Origin of the sequence: Alicyclobacillus acidiphilus NBRC 100859, from assembly GCF_001544355.1 — a bacterium.
Taxonomy (GTDB): Bacteria; Bacillota; Bacilli; order Alicyclobacillales; family Alicyclobacillaceae; genus Alicyclobacillus; species Alicyclobacillus acidiphilus.
Map to the genome: position 1 here is coordinate 17839 of NZ_BCQI01000030.1, position 16158 is coordinate 33996.

Annotated in this window: 13 protein-coding genes; 10 read left to right on the forward strand and 3 right to left on the reverse strand. The window is 60.2% G+C overall.

Going from position 1 to position 16158, the window contains the following annotated elements; translation table 11 throughout:
* Positions 1 to 9: 9 nt before the first annotated feature.
* Positions 10 to 483: a GNAT family N-acetyltransferase gene (locus AAC01S_RS11525; RefSeq protein WP_067622275.1), complete on the forward strand. Its 474-nt coding sequence runs from the start codon at positions 10 to 12 to the stop codon at positions 481 to 483.
* Positions 484 to 494: 11 nt separating this feature from the next.
* Here AAC01S_RS11525 and AAC01S_RS11530 read toward each other — a convergent pair whose 3' ends face one another.
* Entirely contained in the window at positions 495 to 1346 is an 852-nt protein-coding gene (locus AAC01S_RS11530; RefSeq protein WP_245630193.1) for a MurR/RpiR family transcriptional regulator, read from the reverse strand.
* A 214-nt stretch (positions 1347 to 1560) separates the two neighbouring features.
* Between AAC01S_RS11530 and AAC01S_RS11535 the strand changes: the two genes are divergently transcribed.
* The 9 genes from AAC01S_RS11535 (at position 1561) to AAC01S_RS11575 (ending at position 13524) form a co-directional block, all read left to right on the forward strand.
* Complete coding sequence (locus AAC01S_RS11535) at positions 1561 to 2628, forward strand: serine hydrolase domain-containing protein (protein ID WP_067622283.1); 1068 nt, start codon at positions 1561 to 1563, stop codon at positions 2626 to 2628.
* A 14-nt stretch (positions 2629 to 2642) separates the two neighbouring features.
* On the forward strand, positions 2643 to 3701 hold the full coding sequence (locus tag AAC01S_RS11540) for an N-acetylglucosamine kinase (protein WP_067622286.1): 1059 nt from the start codon (positions 2643 to 2645) through the stop codon (positions 3699 to 3701).
* A gap of 6 nt (positions 3702 to 3707) precedes the next feature.
* Positions 3708 to 5426: a CocE/NonD family hydrolase gene (locus tag AAC01S_RS11545; protein ID WP_067622289.1), complete on the forward strand. Its 1719-nt coding sequence runs from the start codon at positions 3708 to 3710 to the stop codon at positions 5424 to 5426.
* A gap of 46 nt (positions 5427 to 5472) precedes the next feature.
* Positions 5473 to 6456, forward strand: coding sequence for an N-acetylmuramic acid 6-phosphate etherase (murQ, locus tag AAC01S_RS11550; protein WP_370670825.1), 984 nt, complete (start codon positions 5473 to 5475; stop codon positions 6454 to 6456).
* 9 nt (positions 6457 to 6465) lie between these two features.
* Complete coding sequence (locus tag AAC01S_RS11555; RefSeq protein ID WP_245630195.1) at positions 6466 to 7764, forward strand: SH3 domain-containing protein; 1299 nt, start codon at positions 6466 to 6468, stop codon at positions 7762 to 7764.
* Positions 7765 to 8219: 455 nt separating this feature from the next.
* Entirely contained in the window at positions 8220 to 9296 is a 1077-nt protein-coding gene (locus AAC01S_RS11560; protein ID WP_157071150.1) for a dipeptide epimerase, read from the forward strand.
* A 4-nt stretch (positions 9297 to 9300) separates the two neighbouring features.
* Positions 9301 to 10716 (forward strand): FAD-binding oxidoreductase, encoded by a 1416-nt coding sequence (locus AAC01S_RS11565; RefSeq protein WP_067622316.1) that lies wholly within the window; start codon positions 9301 to 9303, stop codon positions 10714 to 10716.
* A 34-nt stretch (positions 10717 to 10750) separates the two neighbouring features.
* On the forward strand, positions 10751 to 12037 hold the full coding sequence (locus AAC01S_RS11570; RefSeq protein WP_067622299.1) for a (Fe-S)-binding protein: 1287 nt from the start codon (positions 10751 to 10753) through the stop codon (positions 12035 to 12037).
* A gap of 494 nt (positions 12038 to 12531) precedes the next feature.
* Positions 12532 to 13524, forward strand: a complete 993-nt coding sequence (locus AAC01S_RS11575) for a Gfo/Idh/MocA family protein (RefSeq protein WP_067622302.1) — start codon at positions 12532 to 12534, stop codon at positions 13522 to 13524.
* A 109-nt stretch (positions 13525 to 13633) separates the two neighbouring features.
* On the opposite strand, the gene nagA is transcribed toward AAC01S_RS11575, so the two are convergent.
* Both nagA and AAC01S_RS11585 read right to left on the reverse strand, forming a co-directional pair.
* Positions 13634 to 14827: an N-acetylglucosamine-6-phosphate deacetylase gene (gene nagA, locus AAC01S_RS11580; protein ID WP_067622304.1), complete on the reverse strand. Its 1194-nt coding sequence runs from the start codon at positions 14825 to 14827 to the stop codon at positions 13634 to 13636.
* An 80-nt stretch (positions 14828 to 14907) separates the two neighbouring features.
* A partial coding sequence (locus tag AAC01S_RS11585; RefSeq protein WP_217997833.1) for a serine hydrolase domain-containing protein occupies positions 14908 to 16158 on the reverse strand: 1251 nt, incomplete at its 5' end.

A 16158-nucleotide genomic window follows, 5' to 3' on the forward strand; every position in this document is an offset into this window, starting at 1 on the left:
ATGGGATTCATGCCCGATATGCTTGTCAAGCTGTACGAATTGCCTGACGAAAGGCCTTATCTCGAGAAGATGAAGGAGCACGGCATTGTGATTCGCCGGGCGATCGCGCCAGAAAAGCGACTGGTCGTTGGGTTTGCCCGGGATCGATTCAATCCCGCGTGGGGCGACGAATGCGAAGTGGCCTTCAGCCGCCTGCCCGTATCGTGTTGGATTGCCCATACGTCCGAGGAACTCGTGGGCTTTGCTTGTTACGACTCGACTCAGAAGGGCTTTTTTGGTCCGACGGGCGTGCTGCCGTCGCAACGGGGGAAAGGTGTCGGCGCGGCATTGCTGGTGCTGTCGCTCAAGGCGATGTATGCGGAGGGCTACGCCTACGGTGTCATCGGTGGGGCCGGGCCGACCGAATTTTACGAGAAAATCGTCGGTGCAACCGTGATTGAGGGGTCAGCTCCTGGCGTGTACCGGCATATGTTGAAAGAGTAGAAACGGTCGGTTCATGAATTGAGTTTATGAGTCTTGACCACGTCGCGCGTCGCTTCGAGTGACGCGTAGACGTCTTCGCGGTAGCGATTCGCCAAATAGATGAATAGGGTATCGATCATAATCAGCGCGCAAATTCTCGACGCGGTTGCGGCGACCCGGACCTGGGGCTCGACGGCGCTGGTGTACAGCGAGATGTCGGCCAGGCGGCTGAGCGGTGTATCGCCAAAGCGGGTGATGGCAATCACCGTGACGCCGTTCCCTTTGGCGAGTTCCGCGACTTCGATCACGTCGGACGTCGTGCCGGAATCGGACACGGCGAGGAAGACGTCACCCGGTCGCAACTGCGTCGCGAGGATGGCGGCTTGGTGAAAGTCGTGGACGCAATTGACGGGAAACCCGACGCGCGTCAGTTTTTGGGCAAAATCGGCAGCGACGACCTCGGAAGCGCCAACGCCCATCGTCATCGTGCGTTTGGCTTTGTGCAGAGCCTCCGCAGTCGCCTGGATATCGGCTTCTTTGAGAAGTTTGAGCGTGTTTTGGATCGATTGAACACTGCTGCTCTCGACGGAGTGCAGGATGGTGCCAAACGAACTGTTTTCGGAAAGTTCGACATACTTGTTTTGCGGCGTGGATTGCAAGTCGCTCGCGACACGGAGTTTCAGATCTTGGTAGCCATCGAAACCGAGTGATTTCCAAAGCCGGACGACCGCCGCTGAACTGCCTCCGCTCAGTTGGGCCAGTTCGTGAACTGTTGTATTGATAAACTGTTCTGGATTTTCGAGAATATATTTCGCGATTTTGGCTTCCGAATCGGGCAAGGATTCGATGGACTCCTGAAGTCGTACGAGTCCCCCTCCTGGCATGTACAACACGGATCCCTTCCCCCTCGCGCATCACCCTGTGGATTGGATGGCAGCTCTGAAGAGCAGTATACCATGCAGGCATTGAGAAGGATATTCGCCGTCGGGGAAGAATAGACATATTGGTTGAAATAAAATATCTTATGTTTCAATTAAATATTGAAACGTTATTACAAGTGTTTGCGACGACATGGTTTCGCGGAGAGGAGCGCCTAGCATGAAAGTGGATGTTCAGAAGCTGCGTCGCTTGGACGCGCTCCTGGAAAACGAAGTGGAAGCCGAACGTCTGCCGGGAGCTGTCTATCGCGTTGGCATCGGAACACAGACGCTCTGGGAAGGCGCGATTGGCTACGCGGAGAATCGGAACGGCATTGTTCGGCCGATGACCAACGACACGGTGTTCGATTTGGCGTCCCTGACCAAAGTGATGGCAACGCTGCCGAGCGTTTTGCGACTGGTGGACGATGGCCACATTCGTTTGCAGGACCGGGTCTCGTATTTCATTCCCGAGTTCGACGTGGATGGCAAACGCGACGTCACGCTTCACCAACTGCTGACCCATACGTCCGGGTTGATCACGCATCGCGACTTCTACAACCATGGGCGGGATCGCGACCACATTTTGCAGATGGTTGCGGAAGAGACGCTCGACGTTCCGCCAGACACGCGCGTGGCGTACAGCGACTTGGGGTTTATCTTGCTCGGACAAATTGTCGAGATCGTGTCCGGCCAGCGGATCGATCAATTTGCCCAACAGAACGTGTTCAGTTTGCTCGGCATGCGCGAAACTGGCTATCGTCCCGCTCCTGCCCTGCGGCCGAGAATTGCGGCGACGGAGGAATTCCCGGATCTCGGCGTCAAGGTCGGTGTCGTCCACGACGAAAACACGTACGCCATGGATGGTGTGTCCGGGCACGCGGGGCTGTTCGCGCCAATCGACGACGTGGTCCAGTACGTACAGATGTGGCTGAACCCGGAACCGAGCGTGTTGTCGCCAGCCATCCGACGCGCCGCGGTGCAATGCTACACGTACCATTTGGCTGGCCGGCGCGGCCTTGGCTGGACCTGCCGGCGCGACGCATACGATCACACTGGCGACATGTGGCCTGAGACCACGGTCGGGCATACCGGCTTTACCGGAACGAGTATAGCGTTCGATCCCGTTTCGCAACTGTGGGTGGTCCTGCTCACCAACGGGGTTCATTACGGGCGGGAGTCGCGCAACATCGTTCGTCTGCGCAGTAGAGCGCACAATCTCGTCGCCGCGGCCATTGTGGAATTCTGAATGGATGTGAGGACTTGGCCTTGTATGTGGGTGTAGATGGCGGTGGTTCCAAGACGCAGGTGTTTGTGCTGGACGACGAGTCGCAACGAGGCGTGACGTGCGTCGGCCATGCCAGCAACCCGAATTCCGTCGGGTGGGATGCCGCGCTGGCGGCGATTGAGTCGCTGATTGGGCAATGTTTGCGCTCGATGGGTGCGCAAGCTGGCGATGTTTGCGGGCTGTCGGTTTGCATGTCCGGCGTGGATCGGCCAGAGCAAGTCGCGGCGATACGAAAGCGCATCACCCAGAACTTTTCTGGGCGGTCGGTGGAGGTGGCGAACGACGCTTTGGCCGCGCTCGCCGCGGGAACGGGCGGGACCCCAGGCATCGTGCTGATTGCGGGGACGGGATCGATTGCGGTCGGTGAAAGCGCCTCAGGCAACACGGTGCGCGCCGGCGGCTTTGGCTACCTCATCGGGGATGAAGGCAGCGGATTCCACATCGGGCGGGCGGGTATCATGGCGGCCATTCAAAGCGCCGAAGGCCGGGGACCCCACACGGTGCTGTGGGAGCAATTGCGGGACGCGTTTCATCTCCGGCAACCGTCCGATGTCATCGACGCAGTCTATCAATCCAGTTATCCGGTGCAGAAAGTCGCGTCGTTTGCCAAGCGAGTGATTGAGTCGGCCGCCGTCGATCCCGTCGCGGAAGCAATTCTCGACGATGCTGTCCGGCATCAGGCCAGCCTGGTTCGCTCGATTCAAGACCAACTGATTCAGCACCAACTGGCAGACGATGCTTTGCAGCAGCTTGTCCTGTCGGGCGGCATCTTCACCAGCAACGACGTCCTGACAGAGCGCCTGCAGCATCGGCTGCCGGACGTTCAGTGCCAGGTCTTGCGGGTGTGTGCCGCATCCGGCGCTGCGCTTCGGGCTGCGCTTTGCCACAGGCGCATGAGCGGCAACGGGAATTGGCCCGACCCGGCGTGGATGGAAGGCTGGCGTCGAGCTGCGCGGAACCCGCAAGAGATTGCGGACCCATCGAGTGACGTGGATGCAGGACAATCGACGATGGTTTCACTAGAAGGGATGTGAATTCGTATGACCGCACAAGAGACCGTGACCTTTTGGGGGATTCGCATTCCGCTTCGCGACGGCGTTCGGGTCGTCGCGGACGTCTTCTTGCCGAAGCGGATATCGCCTCGTGCTTCCTATACACAGGGCGGGGCGCGCGTCGACATCGACACGACCGACCCGATTCCCGCCATTGTCGTCCGAACGCCCTACGGCCGCAGCGCCGACGGCATGGTGGATCAGGCGCGATACTTCGCGAGCCGAGGCTACGCGGTGGTGAACGTCGATGTGCGCGGGCGCGGCGACAGCGAAGGCTCGTTTGTCCCATATCGGACGGAAGGGCGCGACGGGTACGACGTCATTGAGTGGGCGGCGACGCAGCCGTGGTGCACGGGCGACGTCGGTACGCTCGGCGGGAGTTACTTGGGCAAAGTCCAGTGGCTGACGGCTCTGGAAAAGCCGCCTCACTTACGCGCGATGATCACCTTGGTTTCGCCGTCCGATCCGTTCGTGGAATGGCCGACCGGTTCACCCGATCCGATGCATCTGTGCTGGATGTTTCTGACGGCGGATCGAGCCCCGCAGAACGTCGGGCAAGTCGATTGGGACGCCGTGTACAGCCACTTGCCGTTGATTGACATGGACGAGGCGGCAGGCCGCTATCTGCCAGGGTGGAAGGAATTGTTCGATCACTGCTCGCTCGACGACTGGTGGCGCACGGTGTGCTATCAGAATCGATTTGCCGAGATCGACATCCCAGTGATGCACATCTCCGGTTGGTACGACGACGAGCAAATCGGAACCCCGCTCAACTACGCGGGCATGGTGAAACTCGCGCCGAGCGCGCAGACGCGGCAGGCTCAGCGGCTGATCATGGGGCCGTGGCCGCACCAAGTCAACCAGTCGACGAAGGTGGGGGCGCTCGACTTCGGACCGGCGGCCGTGATCGACCTGCGGGGAAGGCAGCTTCGCTTCTTCGACCGCTGGTTGAAGCACGAGTGCAACGGCGTCGACGAGGAAATGCCAATTTCGCTGTTCGTCATGGGAAAAAACGAATGGCGGGAGGAGCGCGAGTGGCCGCTTGCCCGAACTCAATACGTGCCATGGTACTGCCACAGCGGCGGCTTTGCGAATGGCGAGAGCGGCGACGGGACCTTGTCGGCCGAGCCGCCGGGGGCCGCTGAACCGCCGGATCGATACACGTACGATCCCGACGATCCAGTGCGATTCATCACCGAACCGACGTCGTCGCAGATTGGCGGACCGGACGATTACAGCGAGATCCATCGCCGCAAGGACGTATTGGTGTACACGAGCGAACCGCTTGCGAAGGAACTCGAGATCACGGGACAGGTCCAAGTGTGCCTGCACGCGGCGACGTCCGGGCCGGACACCGACTTTATGGCGCAGCTGCACGATGTTTGGCCGAACGGGTACGCGCAGCGGCTGTGCGACGGCATGGTGCGGGTTCGCTTCCGCAATGGGATGGCGGAGCCGCAGTTGTTGGAACCGAACACGATTGATTCGTACAGCATTGATTGTTGGAACACGTCACACGTTTTCCTGCCAGGCCATCGCATTCGGCTGCACATCGCGTCAAGCGCGTTTCCGAAATACGACAGGAATCCGAACACGGCCGAACCGCTTGGCCGGACGACGAACAGGCAGGCTGTGGAGCAAACGGTGTTACACGACAAAGAACATCCGACATACGTGATTTTGCCGGTGATACCTCATGAAGAATGAACCTTGGCGCGAGAAAAGTATGACGAATGTTCAAGGAGATGATGGCGTGGAAGCGATCTGGGGGTTACAGACAGAGCAGTCCCTTCCCGAATACGATCGGCTGGATGTCAGTTCGACCAGTGAAATCCTGTCGATGATGAACGAGGCGGATCAAACGGTGCCGATCGCGGTGAAGAAGGCCTTGCCGGCGGTCGAAGAGGCGGTGGAACTGATTGTCAAAGCCCTGTCCTCGGGGGGGCGCCTGTTCTATATTGGCGCTGGAACCAGTGGCCGCCTGGGCGTATTGGACGCCGCGGAATGTCCGCCGACGTTTGGCACGCCGATGTCACTGGTGCAGGGATTGATCGCTGGCGGGCAGGGGGCGATGTTCAAGGCCGTGGAAGAGGCCGAAGACAAATGGACCTCCGCCAGTGAGGATCTGACGGCAGTCGGGCTGTGTGAACGGGACGTCGTCGTCGGTATCTCGGCGAGCGGCCGGACTCCTTATGTCGTGGGCGGGCTTACGTACGCCCGCAGCGTGGGCAGCGCGACCATTGCGCTCAGTTGCAACACCGGCGCAAGCATCGGTCGGTTGGCGGATGTTTCCATCGAGATTGACACAGGGCCGGAGGTGCTGGCGGGATCGACCCGGTTGAAGGCGGGAACGGCGGAAAAACTCGTGTTGAACATGCTGAGCACCGCGAGCATGGTGCGGCTGGGCAAAGCCTACCGGAATCTGATGGTCGATTTGAAGGTGACCAACGAAAAACTGCAGGACAGGGCAAGGCGAATCGTGATGACGGCGGCAGCAGTCGACTACGACGCGGCGGAACGGGCTTTGCGGCTTGCGGACGGGCACGTCAAAACCGCGATCGTCATGGCGCGAAGGGCGATTGACAAAGCCGCGGCAGAAGCGATGTTGAACAGGGCGAACGGATTTCTGCGGGTTGCACTGGAGGAAGATGTATTCGCGGAGGCTGGGTTGGTGCAGCATCGGCCAGCGGCGGAGACGGCGGCCGAGAGCACGGCTGCTCGGAACGGAGGGAATTGAGCGGTGGAGATGATGCTTCCCGGCGTAACTGAGGCGATGTTGGAACCCGACTTCTGGATTCGCCGGTTGCGTCAGTCCGATGAAGCGCACCACATGGATCGAGCCACATGTTCCGACATCCTGTGGTCCGATTGCCGCGATTTGGTGCACGTGCCAAGCATTGCTGCGACATTTCTCACGAATCTCGATCTCGACGTGTTTCACCGATGGCTGACTCTGCCGGAGATAGACGGCAGAACCTTGTACAACGAGCACAGTCAGCCGCTGAACGAGACGTTCTGGCAGACGGTGACCACGAACGCCTCGTTCGGCAAGGAACAGATGTACGTGCGGTTTGGGTTTGCCGTGCGCCGGGCCGACGTGCGGCGCTGGCCCACCGCGACCTGTGCCTTTCGCACGCCGGAGGACAGGGAGTTCGATCAGTTTCAGGAGACCGCTTTGCACACGTTCGAGCCTGTCATCGTGTTGGCTGACAGCCGCGACGGGCAATGGCACTACGCGATTTCGCAGACCTACGCTGGGTGGGTCCGATCCGCCGACATCGCCATTGCCACCTGGCAGGATTTTCTGCAGTATGCGCAGCCCGAACGGTTCGTCGTGGTCACGCGGCCCGGCGTGTGCACGCAAGCAAATCCGTACGACGAGGCGGTTTCGAAACGGTGGATCGAAATGGCCGCATATTTGCCCATTGCCGACGCCGCCGAGCCGTCAGTCGGAAATCAGATTCGCGTCGGGCACACTCCGATTCTTTACCCCGTGCGGCTCCCCGATGGAACCCTCGAAGTCCGCACGGCTTTGATCTCCAATCGTGCCGGCATCCATGAAGGCTACCTTCCGTTTTCGCCAGCGTGGGCGATTCGCTCCGCCTTTCAACTGCTGACCGAACGCTATGGTTGGGGAGACAGCTTTGGCAATCACGACTGCTCCAGTCTGGTGATGGACGTGTTCCGCACGATGGGCGTTCCCTTGCCGCGCAACGCAGGGGCCCAAGAACACGCATCGAGACACCGCGTCGAAATTCCGCCATCCGCGGGGGTGCGGGAACGGATGCGGCTGCTTGAGGGCCTGGGGCCAGGGGTCCCATTGTATATGCCTGGTCACACCATGCTGTACTTGGGCTGTGTCGATCACCGCCACTACGTGATCCACGACTTCGCAGGTTTTCTCGACGACGAGCGGGGGGACGAGATCTTTGTGCCGGTCAACGAGGTGATGGTCTCCACGTTGGACGTGAAATCGAGCAAAGGGCAAACATATCTTGAATCGCTGACCGGCGTGTTGGAGTTGTTCCCGTCCGCCGTCCGCTGAGGCCGCGTAAGGGACAAAAGTACCGCTACGGTGGCGTGATCGCGATGGCGGGTGAGCCGCTGAGGCCGGGGGTTAAGAGAATATAAGCGGCTCTTAGCCGCCTATTCCGGCGAATGACCCGCAGCGAGGCCGGATAGGCGTCCCTCAACCGCTTATATGCCTCCGCTCCCTTCGAAATGGGGTGGTTTCAGGCGTTTAAGCAGCTGTCGACCTCTTATTTGTCGCAACTCAGACGATTCGACATACTTAAGCGGCCAGCGGCCCCTTATTTGGCCCAGCCCTCCCAGCCCGCTCAACTAAGCCTGCTCGACCTCGCGCGGCCCTCCCAGCTCCTCCCAAACGGCCGTTCTACAAAGCTTTCATTTGATATTATATTTCAAATGTTTATTGAATTGATTAAAATGATAATTCATACTGTGTCTTAGACATGATCGTTTCGAAGAGAGGTTATCGTGGTGAAACTCGTTCAAGCATCGGTGGAAGTCCGTGAAATACCTCTGCGCACAACATTTCGGACGGCGCTTCGTTCTACCAGTTCTGTTACGGACATTCGCGTCCGTTTGGAAACCGACGAGGGCTTGGTCGGCTGGGGTTCCGCTTCGCCGACTCCCGCCATCACGGGTGAAACCGAGGGCTCCATCGTGTACGCGATTGAACGGCATCTGTTCCCTGTTCTCGAAGCTTCCGATCTCGACGACGAACACGCTGTCCTCGCCGCCATTCAGCGGGCGATTGTCCGCAACACGGCGGCCAAAGCGGCAGTCGATATCGCCCTTCACGATCTCTACGCAAAGCGGGCAGGCCTGCCGCTTTGGCGGCGCACTGGGAGTCAGCCCGGCGCCATTGAGACGGATGCGACGGTCAGCTTGAACCGGGTGGAGGCGATGATCGACGAAGCGAGGGATTATTGCGCGAAAGGGTTCAAGGTGCTGAAAGTGAAGCTTGGCGGCCGAGACGGCTTGGATATGGAACGCCTCTTCGGCATCCGCTCCAGCGTGGACGAGGAGATCCAGCTGCGCGTCGACGCGAATCAAGCGTGGTCCGCGAAAGAGGCTATCGGTTACTTGGCGACGATGGAGAAGCTCTGTGTCGACTACCTGGAGCAGCCCGTGCCAGCGTGGGATCTGGCGGGGCTGGCCGCGGTGGCGCAGGCGAGCTCACTGCCGGTTGTCGCGGACGAAAGCGTGTTTGGGATGACCGATTTGCTCAAAGTGATCGATCAGCGGGCGGCAGACATCGTCAATCTCAAATTGATGAAGACGGGCGGCATCACGATCGCGCTGCAAATGGTTCAGACGATTCGGGCGGCCGGCTTGGATTGGATGGTGGGCAGCATGATGGAGGGGCCCATCTCCGTCACCGCGGCCGCCATCCTGGCCGCATCCCAGGGGTGTCGGCACGTGGATTTGGACGCGGGCATGTTCTTGGGCGATCACCCGCTTCAGGGCGGGATATCGTACGAAGGACCGAGGATTGTCCTGCCGAGTGGAGAAGGTGTTGGGATTGACGGTGACAGACGAGGGAGTGGATGACTGCATGGTGGATACGAATAGTTCCATCCGATCTCGACTGTGCGCCATCGTGGGCGAAGATTCCGTTCGGGACAGCGCCAACGAGCGCCACGCGTATTCGTACGACGCAACGCCCATCGTGACCGGGGCGCCGGATTGGATTGTGTTTCCGCAAACGACGCGGCAGGTTTCGGAAGTCCTGCGCCTTGCCAACGAAGAGCGAATCCCGGTGATCCCGCGTGGATCAGGGACCAATTTGGCGGGTGGAACCGTGGCTGTGGCAGCCGGGATCGTGCTGAACATGACGCGGTTCAATCGGATTGTCGAGATCGACGAAAGCAATTTGACTGTGACGGTTGGGCCTGGCGTGATCACGGCGGATTTGCACCGGGCTGTGGAAGCGCGCGGTTTGTTCTATCCGCCCGATCCGGGGAGTATGCGGATTTCCACGATTGGCGGCAACGTCGCCCAGGGCGCGGGCGGTATGCGCGGCTTGAAGTACGGTGTCACCAAAGACTACGTGTTGGGCTTGGAATATGTCCTGCCTACAGGTGAAATTCTGCGATGCGGCGGCAAGAACTACAAAGATGTGGCGGGGTACGATTTGACGCGCCTTTTGGTCGGGTCTGAGGGCACGCTCGCGGTGATTACCGAGTTGACGTTGAAACTCTTGCCTTTACCAGAAAGCAAGCGCACCATGGTCGTCTATTGCAAGCGCATGGTCGATGCGGCACGGATTGTGGAGCGGACCATCGCCGCGAAAATCATCCCGGCCACGATGGAATTCCTGGATCAGTCGACGATGCGCGTGGTGGATCAATTTGCTCACCTGGGCCTGCCCACCGACGTGGCCGCGATGCTGCTGATTGAGCAGGACGGTGTCGAACAGCAGGTGGATCGGGATATCGATCGGATTGCCCAGATTGCCCGCAAAGTTGGCGCGACAGACGTTCAGGTGGCGAACACGCCGGAGGACGGGGCAAGGTTGATGGCGGCACGCCGCTCCGCCCTCGCCGCCCTGTCAAGACTGCGCCCGACCACGATCCTGGAGGATGCGACGGTGCCGAGATCGGAATTGGCGACGATGGTCAGCGAGATCGAGCGCATCGCTGAGAAATATCAGGTGCAAATCTGCACATTCGGCCACGCGGGGGACGGCAATCTGCATCCGACCTGCATGACCGACGAACGCGACGCCGAGGAATTGGAGCGCGTGGACGCGGCTTTCGCGGAGATTTTCGAAGTGGCTCTTCGTCTCGGCGGCACCATCACCGGGGAACACGGTGTCGGCATGGCGAAGGCCAAATTTTTGCCGAAGCGTGTGGGCGAAGATGGGATTCAACTGATGATGCGGTTGAAGCAGGCGTTCGATCCCAACGGCATTTTGAATCCTGGGAAGATATTTGTTCGGGTACCGGACTGGCAGCATGTCGCTGAATGAAATGGTTCCCGGAACGATGGGGTGGTGAGAAGCGATGACGGATCGCGTACCCGTTCTCAATATGGATGAGATTCTCAATTGCATGCACTGCGGATTTTGCCTGCCGACCTGTCCGACATACGAACAGACGGGATTGGAGACGCAGAGTCCGCGCGGCCGCATTGCCTTGATGAAGGCGGTCGCGGAGCAGAAGCTGCCCGTCGACGACGAATTCGCGTCCAACATGTACGCCTGTCTCGGCTGTCGAGCCTGCGAGACAGCGTGCCCAGCCGGCGTGAAGTACGGACAGTTGCTGGAGGACGCGCGCGAACTCGTCGAAGACGTGAAACGCGGTGACAGGCGTCGATCATTCCGCAGAGACCTCGCCTTAAAGCGGTTGTTCATGCATCCGGGCAGGATGCGCCTGGCGGGCAACCTCCTGTGGGCCGTGCAGGCGTCTGGATTGCAGCGACTGGCCAACCGCACCGGCATGGTTCGAATCCTGCCAAAGGAAATGGCCGAGATGCAGCGCGCGGTGGATCCGGTGGCTTCACCCGGCCAGCGAAAAGGCCGCCAAGCCGTCATTCCCGCGCGGCGATCGCAGCCTCGGGTCCCGCGCGTCGGCGTGTTCACAGGATGCGTGATGGATGTTCTCTTCCACCAAACCAACGAAGCGACCGCCCGCATCCTCGCCCACGCGGGGTGTGAAGTGGTGTTTCTTGAAGGGACTGCCTGCTGCGGGGCTTTGCACGCGCATGCCGGAGAAAAGGCGAGCGCCATCGATCTCGCCAAACAAAACATCGAAGCGTTTGAAGAGGCCGGTGTCGACTTCATGGTCAACAACGCGGGCGGCTGCGGCGCCGCGCTCAAGGAGTACGCGGTGTGGCTGAACGATCATCCCAGGTGGTCGGAACGCGCGAAACGTTTTGTCGACGCCACCCGAGACGTCAGCGAACTGTTGGCCGAACTTCCGGACTTCGAGTTTACCAAGCGGCTCGATCTCCGCGTAACCTATCAAGATTCCTGCCATCTGGCGCATGGACAGGGCGTTCGCACCCAGCCGCGGGACTTGCTGCGGCGGATCCCTGGCGTCACCTACGTGGAGTTGCCCCGCGCCGACAGCTGCTGCGGCTCAGCCGGCATCTACAACATCACGAATTTCGAGATGTCGATGGACATTTTGGACACCAAGATGAATCACGTTCGCGGCACGATGGCCGACGTGGTGGTCACGTCGAATCCAGGGTGCCTGCTGCAGATGAAACAGGGCATCATCCGGGCGGGCTTAGAAGGGAAAATGAGGGCGATGCACATCGTCGACGTGATCGCGATGGCTTTGTGATGCGGGATGGGGGATGCGGGATGCGGGATGGGGGATGGGGGATGCGGGATAAGCAGCTCACAGCCGCTTATCTTTGTCGAATCTTCGAATTGGCATCGAATAAACGTCCGTGAGCAGCTTATTCGACCGAAAACCGGCGCGATCGGCGGTCGTGGAGAGAAATAAGCAGCTCACAGCCGCTTATTTCGTTCGAATCGGCCGGACAGAGTCAAATAAGCGGCTCTCGGCGGCTTAATCGCGTCGACGGTTCTGCGGATCGCGCTCGACCGCCCCCGCCTCCGCCGCCCCGCTGGCCCATCCGCCGCCCCATCTGCCCATATCAGAATGGAATTGTTGTTTTCAGTATGATTCCGTATCATGGTGAATAGTTCTTGATTTGTCTAGTCGTGCTATGACGAAACGCGGCTGTCGCTGCGAGGTTGATGCGCGAATGCTGCCGCTGCGTTCCACCGATGTATTCGTCCATCGTTTGTGACCATGAGGAGGTCGGTTTCATGATTCGAGTCGCCATGCTGAGTTTCTGGCACGTGCACGCAAGAGATTACGCCCGGCAGGTTGCTGAACACCCTGATACGGAAATTGTCGCGGTTTGGGACGAGATTCCGGAACGTGGTCAGGTAGAGGCCGACAGATTGTCCGTCCCGTTTTACGCGTCGTTAGACGAACTCTTGGGACAGGAGGATATCGACGGCGTGATCGTCGATGCGCCGACGAATATGCACGGCGAGGTCCTGACGAAGGCCGCGGTGGCAGGGAAACACATTTTTACCGAGAAGGTCCTGGCGCTGACGCTGGAGGAAGCGAATCGGATTGTGTCAGCCGTTCAGGAAAACGGTGTCAGGCTGACAGTGTCACTGCCGCGGCTGAACGACGATTACACAGTGGCCATTGAAGACATTCTGGCGAAGGGGTGGCTCGGTCAGCTATCGCTCGTGCGCGTTCGGTTGGCGCACCATGGCGCGTCGAACGATTGGCTCCCGGCGCATTTTTACGATCCAATCCAATGCGGAGGCGGCGCGTTGACCGATCTCGGCTGTCACCCGCTGTACCTCACGCGCCTCTTCCTGGGCTTGCCGCAGGCTGTGAGCGCGCATTACGGCTATTTGACCAACCGCGCCGTGGAGGACAACGCCGTCGCCATTCTTACGTACGAAGACGGCGCGCTGGGCGTCGTCGAAACGAGCTTCGTCAGCGGGGCACCATCGTTCAGCATCGAGATCCACGGAACGAAGGGCTCTGTGCTGTATGGTTTCGGGGAAGACAAACTGCTGGTGAAGACTTCGGAGCGGGAACCAAACGAATGGACGACATACGAACTTGGCGGCGCTCGGCCGTCCGCGCTGGAGCAATGGGTGAAGCACATTCAGGAGGGTACCGCCGCGGACGAGAACGTCGCGATGGCGATTGACTTGACCAGACTCGTGGAAGCCGCGAACCGTTCTGTGAAACTCGGGGCACCGGTGAAGCTGACAGATCTCCAGGGATAATCGGGGCCGGCGCGCTTGCCGAGACTCACCGCGACTCAAATGAAATAGCCGGGCTGCCGGAACCTCAGCCGCAAGACGAGGTTCCGGCAGCCCGGCTTCGCTTTTCTTCTCAAACTCGCTCGAACACGCTCTTTCCCGATATCCACGTCCGCTTCACTTGAAGTGATTCGTCGAGCAGGACGAGATCGGCGTCATACCCAACGGCGATCCGGCCTTTTCGCGAAGCCAGGCCGAGTTCGCGCGCTGGCACCGCGCTGGCCATGGCGACGGCGTCGGGCAGCGATACGCCGACGCGGTTGGCCATGTTGCGGACCGCCGCGTCCATCGTCAAGGTGCTGCCAGCCAAGGTTTGTCCGTCCTGCAGCAGGCATATCCCCGCTTTGACCGTGACGTCGAGCCCGCCGAGTTTATACGCGCCGTCAGGTCTACCGGCGGCGGCGATGGCGTCCGTGATCAACATGAGGCGATCCCTGCCCTTCAACCGATACGCCAGTTTGAGCATGTCAAAGTCCACGTGATGGCCGTCGGCGATGATCTCGCAGACGACGTTGTCGGACAGCAGGCTGGCGCCGACAGTTCCGCCGTCGCGATGGTGCAAACCGCGCATGGCGTTGAACAGGTGCGTCGCGTGCGAAGCGCCTTGTTGGATGGCGTGCATGGCTTGGCTGAAGGACGCGTCCGTGTGGCCCATCGAGACGATCGCGTTGCGGGTTAAGAGAAGTCGAATGACCTCGTCGGCTCCGGCCAGTTCGGGCGCGATCGTCACCTTGCGCACCAAGTCGGGAACGGTGTCAAGAAGCTGCGTCATCGTGGGAACGTCGGGATCGATCCGATGTGCCGGATTTTGCGCGCCGATCCGCTTCGCCGAGATCATGGGCCCTTCCAGGTGAACGCCGAGTATCGCGGCGCCCCCTTCCGCCGCGGCTGGCGTGTCGCGGACCTCGGCGACGGCCAACAACGCGCGTTGGAGCGCCGCGGCTGGACCGACCACCGTCGTGGGCAGCCAACCGGTCGTACCGTGCTTCGCATGAAAGCGGCCGATGCGTGCGATGGCCTCGGCGGTGCCGTCCATCACTTCCGCCCCATCGGCACCGTGGACGTGCACGTCGACGAAGCCTGGCACAAGCCATTGTCCGTCCGCGTCAACCACGTCAGCGCCGCCCGCAAAGAGCGACTCCGGTGGCGTGCCGTCTCCCAACTCTGTCACGATCCCGCCGCTCACGGCCAACCAGCCGTCCTCGATCACGTTGTCGCCGCTGACGATCCGCGCGCGATGGATCAACGTTGTTCTCCCAGTGTTCATTGCGCTTACCCCTTTGTATGGTTGCCGATGATTTGGTTGACGATGGTGTCGTTACCGCTAGTTACCTGTAGATTACACGATTACGAAAGCAGTTTCGCCGCCAAGTTGCCAAGCCGATGAAATTCGCCAAACCTGTCGAACGCGATGGGCGCCCCAATCTTGTTCATCGTCCGAACCACGACTGCGTCGAGATCGGGCATCACGAGACACAGGCTGCCGTTCATGCCGGCGATTTGGTACGAACGGGGTGGCACGTCTGGGCCGATCTCCGTGCTCTTCGAATAGGGGACGCGCAGCCACCAAAAGTAGCCATGACGCGGCTTGTCAGGATCCAGCCCAGAAGGCGATTGGCAGGAGACAGCTTCCGCGATAACCTCAGCAGGCACGATCTGGGTGCCGTCGAGTCGGCCGTTTTCCAGGTGGAGTTGGGCGAAGCGGGCGAGATCGGTCGGCGAGGTGTAGAGGTTTCGATCATGCCCATTCCTCGGCCCCAACTGCAACTGCGGCGGCATCGCCGGATCGTGGACGTCGCGAACGAAGATGTCTTGCGCCTCGTCCTCCCAATCGACGTGGTGCAGACCGGCGGGCCCGAACACCTGCTGATGCAGCATGTCACGCACGCTCTTGCCTGAGATGGCACGAATTATGCGGCACAGCAGCTCGACGCCAACGTTATTGTACATCCAGCGCGTTCCAGGCCGGAACGACTGGACGATGCCGTTCCTCTTCTCAGCCAAGCCGTGGGTGTGTGTAAGCAGGTGGCGAATCTCTAGATCCGGCGAGACATCCTGGAAATCCGGGTCTTTCATGACATCCAGGACGTAGTCCCGTACGCGGGAGTTCACGTTCCATTCTTTCGCGTTGGCAAGCGTGATGGCAGCAGCGAGACCGATGAACGCCTTTCGGACGGAGTACACGTTGAATCTGGAATCTATATCCACAGGTCGATTGCCATCTGGCCCCGTTCCTGCGCCACCCCGCCAATTGACGAGCACCTTTCCAGATTGAATCACGACCAAGCCTGCGGCTGACGCAAATTGCTGGCGGTTGCTGGTTCGAACGTGATCGACTAGCGGCGAGAACTTGTCATCATAGCCTTGTTCATAGCTTTGTTCGGGCATAGCGGCTGTCTCCTCTCTCACTCTGCGCTGCAGCTTGTTGTCCGCAGCTTGCCGTCGCACACGAAGGCTGGAAAACTCCACCTTCGCGGGAACTTGGCGGCTCGGGCGGCTCGGGCGGCTCGGGCGGCTCGGGCGGCTCGGGCGGCTCGGGCGGCTCGGGCGGCTCGCGGCGGGTTGCGGCGGGTTGCGGCGGGTTGCGGCGGGTTGCGG

Excerpts from the sequence above, each read along its gene's own strand:
- AAC01S_RS11565 (WP_067622316.1), top strand. The coding sequence starts at position 9,301 with ATGGTGGATACGAATAGTTCCATCCGATCTCGACTGTGCGCCATCGTG.
- AAC01S_RS11535 (WP_067622283.1), top strand. The coding sequence starts at position 1,561 with ATGAAAGTGGATGTTCAGAAGCTGCGTCGCTTGGACGCGCTCCTGGAA.
- AAC01S_RS11530 (WP_245630193.1), bottom strand. The coding sequence starts at position 1,346 with ATGCCAGGAGGGGGACTCGTACGACTTCAGGAGTCCATCGAATCCTTG.
- AAC01S_RS11545 (WP_067622289.1), top strand. The coding sequence starts at position 3,708 with ATGACCGCACAAGAGACCGTGACCTTTTGGGGGATTCGCATTCCGCTT.
- AAC01S_RS11570 (WP_067622299.1), top strand. The coding sequence starts at position 10,751 with ATGACGGATCGCGTACCCGTTCTCAATATGGATGAGATTCTCAATTGC.
- AAC01S_RS11525 (WP_067622275.1), top strand. The coding sequence starts at position 10 with ATGCCCGATATGCTTGTCAAGCTGTACGAATTGCCTGACGAAAGGCCT.
- AAC01S_RS11555 (WP_245630195.1), top strand. The coding sequence starts at position 6,466 with ATGATGCTTCCCGGCGTAACTGAGGCGATGTTGGAACCCGACTTCTGG.
- nagA (WP_067622304.1), bottom strand. The coding sequence starts at position 14,827 with ATGAACACTGGGAGAACAACGTTGATCCATCGCGCGCGGATCGTCAGC.
- AAC01S_RS11575 (WP_067622302.1), top strand. The coding sequence starts at position 12,532 with ATGATTCGAGTCGCCATGCTGAGTTTCTGGCACGTGCACGCAAGAGAT.